Origin of the sequence: Phenylobacterium sp., assembly GCF_030654915.1 — a bacterium.
Taxonomy (GTDB): domain Bacteria; phylum Pseudomonadota; class Alphaproteobacteria; order Caulobacterales; family Caulobacteraceae; genus Phenylobacterium.
Map to the genome: position 1 here is coordinate 1 of NZ_JAURWM010000236.1, position 4,097 is coordinate 4,097.

The 4,097-nt window shown below is 66.7% G+C and carries 6 protein-coding genes; 5 read left to right on the forward strand and 1 reads right to left on the reverse strand.

What is annotated here, in order from left to right:
• The coding region (locus Q7T84_RS12060; RefSeq protein ID WP_304809123.1) for a pyridoxine 5'-phosphate synthase at positions 1-485 on the forward strand (485 nt) is incomplete at its 5' end.
• Positions 482-880 (forward strand): holo-ACP synthase, encoded by a 399-nt coding sequence (gene acpS, locus Q7T84_RS12065; protein WP_304809125.1) that lies wholly within the window; start codon positions 482-484, stop codon positions 878-880. The genes Q7T84_RS12060 and acpS, both read left to right, overlap by 4 nt.
• A 15-nt stretch (positions 881-895) precedes the next feature.
• On the opposite strand, the gene Q7T84_RS12070 is transcribed toward acpS, so the two are convergent.
• On the reverse strand, positions 896-1,789 hold the full coding sequence (locus tag Q7T84_RS12070) for an EamA family transporter (RefSeq protein ID WP_304809127.1): 894 nt from the start codon (positions 1,787-1,789) through the stop codon (positions 896-898).
• A gap of 196 nt (positions 1,790-1,985) precedes the next feature.
• Between Q7T84_RS12070 and lepB the strand changes: the two genes are divergently transcribed.
• The 3 genes from lepB to era all read left to right on the forward strand — a co-directional run.
• Positions 1,986-2,768 carry a signal peptidase I gene (lepB, locus tag Q7T84_RS12075; RefSeq protein ID WP_304809129.1) on the forward strand — a complete coding sequence of 261 codons (783 nt, stop codon included), beginning with the start codon at positions 1,986-1,988 and terminating at the stop codon, positions 2,766-2,768.
• A complete protein-coding gene (rnc, locus tag Q7T84_RS12080; RefSeq protein WP_304809131.1) occupies positions 2,765-3,463 on the forward strand; it encodes a ribonuclease III in 699 nt (232 codons plus the stop codon). The genes lepB and rnc overlap by 4 nt, the downstream gene beginning before the upstream one ends.
• Positions 3,460-4,097, forward strand: a 638-nt coding sequence (gene era, locus Q7T84_RS12085) for a GTPase Era (protein WP_304809134.1), incomplete at its 3' end; no start/stop codon positions are given. The genes rnc and era, both read left to right, overlap by 4 nt.

Genomic DNA, 4,097 nt, shown 5'->3' on the forward strand with positions numbered 1-4,097 from the left:
ACGCCGCCTGCCTGGTGCCCGAGCGCCGCGAGGAACGCACGACGGAGGGCGGCCTCGACGTCGCCGGCGGGCACAATCACATCGCGCCGGTGGTGCGTAAGCTGGTCGACGCCGGCGTCCGGGTCTCTTGCTTTATCGACGCCGATCCAGCCCAGGCCGCGGCCTCCCAGGCGATGGGCGCCCAGGTGGTCGAGCTGCATACCGGCGCCTATTGCGACGCCGTGCGCGAAGGCTCGGCTGAGGCCGGGCGGCTGCTGGCCAATCTGCGGGCCACCGCCACCGAGGCCGCGCGCCTGGGCCTCGAAGTCCACGCTGGCCACGGGATCGACTACGAGACGGTCAAGGCGGTCGCCGAGATCCCCGAACTCGCCGAGCTGAACATCGGTCACTTTCTGATCGGCGAAGCGATCTTCGTCGGCCTGACGCCGGCCATTCAGCGGATGCGCAGCCTGATGGATCAGGCCCGGATCGGGAGAGCGGCTTGATCATCGGGATCGGCTCGGACCTCTCCGACATCCGGCGGGTCGCCGATACGCTAGGGCGGTTTGGCGAACGCTTCACCCATCGCATCTTTACCGAGGTCGAACGCGCCCGCTCCGAGCGTAAGCCCGACCGCGCCTCAAGCTACGCCAAGCGGTTCGCCGCCAAGGAAGCCTGCGCCAAGGCGCTGGGCACGGGCATGCGGGCAGGGGTCTTTTGGCGCGACATGGGCGTGGTCAACATGCGCTCAGGCCAGCCGACCATGGCTTTGACCGGCGGGGCGCTGAAGCGGCTGGAAGCGATGACGCCGGCCGGCCACAAGGCGGTGATCCATCTGTCGCTGACCGACGACCACCCCTATGCCCAGGCCTTCGTGATCATCGAGGCCTTGCCGGAGTAGGGTTCGGCGAAGCTGCTAGGCGCGGGCGAACCGCCGTTCCAGGGCCGGCCAGAAGATGTTGATGGCTAGACCGCTCATCACCAGGCCGGCGGCGAGCAGCTTCCAGGGCGGCAGACTTTCGCCGAGCCAGAGCGCCGAGGCGCCCATCCCGAACACCGGGACCAGCATCGCCATCGGGGTGATGACGGCGGCGGGGTGGCGCGAGAGCAGCCAGCCCCACGCCGCGTAGCCAAACAGCGTATTGCCCACCGACTGCCAGAGAACGGCCGCCCAGGTGGCGGTGTCGGCGGCGCGCACACCCTGGATCATCGCCTGCGGTCCCTCGAAGATCAGCGCCAGGACCAGCAGCGGCGGGACCGAGAACAGACTCGCCCAGACCACGTAGGCCAGCATGTTGACCTTGCCGGCGGCCTTGGAGAACGCGTTGCCGCCGGCCCAGCTCGCCGCGGCGATCAGCACCAGGATCAGGCCGAGCGGGGTCACCGAGGCGTCGGTATGGGCGACAATCACCACAAGGCCGATCGCGGCCAGAGCCAGGGCGACCAGTTGGAAGCTGCGGATGCTCTCCTTGGCCAGCCACATGGCCAGGCCGATAGTGAAGAACACCTGGGTCTGCACGACCAATGAAGCCAGGCCCGGCGAGATGAAGCCGCTCATGGCGATATAGAGCAGGCCGAACTGCCCGGCCCCGATCAGCACGCCGTAGGCCGCCAGGTTGCGCCACGGCACGTCGGGCTTCTTTAGAAAGAACACCGCCGGAAGCAGAGCGAAGGTGAAGCGCAGGGCCGCGAAGGTGAGCGGCGGCAGATGGTCGAGCCCGATCCGGATGACGACGAAGTTCGTCCCCCACACGGCCACGACCGCGAGGGCGAGAAGAACATGCAACCAGGGGAGGGCGGAGCGATTCATGGCGCCACTTCATAGACCCTGTAAGCTGGGCTGCAATCGCACGGAGGGTCGCATGGCCCGGTTCGCGCCGCCTCGCGTCACATGCGCCTTTACAGCGCGTGACACAGAGTTCACGGGCGGCGCGCTTGCTCCCGGCGTATGCAGCGTCTAGCTAGGCAAACTGTCCGTCAGTTTCGGACAAATCGCAGGACCCATGATGACCGACAGCGCAAAGACCTCGGCCGCTCCGGATAAAACCGGCGCCATGAACGAGTTCGTGGAGATCGTGAAAACGGTCGCCTACGCCCTGCTTATCGCGCTGTTCCTGCGCGTGCTGTTCTTCCAGCCCTTCACCATCCCGTCGGCCTCGATGGAGCCGACGCTGCAGGAAGGGGACTACATCATTGTCTCGAAATACACCTATGGATACTCGCGCCACTCCATCCCGTTCAGCCCGCCGATCTTCGACGGCCGGATCATGGAACGCATCCCAAACCGCGGCGATATCATCGTCTTCAAGCTGCCGCGCGACGGCCGCACGGACTACATCAAGCGTCTGATCGGCATGCCTGGCGACCGCGTGCAAATGCGTGAAGGCCGGCTGTGGATCAACGACAAGGAAATTCCGCACCAGGCGCTGCCGCCGGTGATGATTGACTCGGGCTACGGCTTCACGCGCAACGTCCAGCGCTACAAGGAAACCTTCCCGAACGGCCGGCAGTTCGTGACCTATGACTACGGTACGGACGGCGATGTGGACAACACCCAGACCTTCATCGTGCCCGAAGGCCACTACTTCTTCATGGGCGACAACCGTGACAACTCGCTCGATAGCCGCGTGTCGCCCGCCGAAAATGGCGTGGGCTTCGTGCCGGCCGAGAACCTGGTCGGCAAGGCGCAGCTCATCCTGTTGTCTTGGAACCCGGGCGCTTCGCTGTTCAAGCCCTGGACCTGGGTGATGAACGCCCGGCCCGAGCGGTTCTTCACCGTCCTTCAATGAACAAGCGCGAAGCAGCGGTCGCCGAGCTTGAGGGCCGGATCGGCCATACCTTTCATGACCGCGAGCTTCTGGAGCGCACCCTGACCCACGCCAGCGTGGGTGACGGAGCGTTGAAGGTCCGGCACTACGAGCGGCTGGAATTCCTGGGCGACCGGGTGCTCAACCTGCTCGCGGCCGAGCGGTTGATGGCGCTCAATCCAGACGCCCGCGAAGGCGAGATGAGCCGGCTGATGGCTGGCCTGGTGAACTATCACGCCTGCGCCCGGGTCGCGCGGCGGATCGGCTTGCCGAACGCCCTGCGCATGGCCGCCAGCGCCACCAAGATCGGCGCCCGCGACAAGGACACCGTCCTGGGCGACGCCTGCGAGGCCTTGATCGGCGCGCTCTATATCGACGACGGACTGGACGCCGCCCGCGCCTTCTTCCTGGAGTTCTGGACCGAGGAGTTCGCCGCGCTGGACGAGCCGCGGATCAAGGACCCGAAGACCCAGTTGCAGGAATGGGCGCAAGGACGTGGTATGGCTCTTCCGGCCTACAAGGTCGTGGGCCGTGAAGGACCCGACCACGCACCTTCGTTCACCGTCTCGGTGACCGTCGGCGACTATGAGCCTGAGCTTGCCCAGGGGCCGTCCCGACAGGACGCCGAAAAGGCCGCGGCCCTAACGATGCTATTGAAACGAGAAGGACCTCTATGACCACCCGCGCCGGCTTCGCCGCGATCATCGGAGCCCCGAATGCGGGGAAGTCGACCCTGACCAACCGTCTGGTGGGGGCCAAGGTCTCCATCGTGACCCAGAAGGTCCAGACCACCCGCTTCCCCGTTCGTGGCGTCGCCATGGCCGGTGAGGCCCAGATCATTCTCGTCGACACCCCCGGCATCTTCGCGCCGCGCCGCCGCCTGGACCGCGCCATGGTCCGTTCGGCGTGGGGCGGGGCCGAGGAAGCCGACACCGTCGTCCACCTGGTCGACTCGGTCGCCGAGTTGGCCGCCCCCGAGCCGGGCGCGCGGTCGGCCGACAAGCGCTCGGCCATCGACGTTGTCTCGATTGTCGAGGGCCTGCAGAGGTCGGGCAAGAAGGCGATCCTGGCGCTCAACAAGATCGACGGCATGAAGCGCGACACGCTGCTGGCCCTGTCGCAGCGCCTGTTCGAGACCGGCGTCTATTCCGAGGTGTTCATGATCTCCGCCGCCGACGGGCAGGGCGTGGACGACCTGAAGGCCCGGCTCGCGGCCCTGATGCCGGAGGGGCCCTGGTTCTATCCCGCCGACCAGACCGCCGACCTGCCGGCCCGCCTGCTGGCCGCCGAGATCACCCGCGAGAAGCTCTA

Bases quoted from the DNA above. Each gene is read 5' to 3' on its own strand.
- rnc (WP_304809131.1), top strand. From the start codon at position 2,765: ATGAACAAGCGCGAAGCAGCGGTCGCCGAGCTTGAGGGCCGGATCGGC.
- lepB (WP_304809129.1), top strand. From the start codon at position 1,986: ATGACCGACAGCGCAAAGACCTCGGCCGCTCCGGATAAAACCGGCGCC.
- Q7T84_RS12070 (WP_304809127.1), bottom strand. From the start codon at position 1,789: ATGAATCGCTCCGCCCTCCCCTGGTTGCATGTTCTTCTCGCCCTCGCG.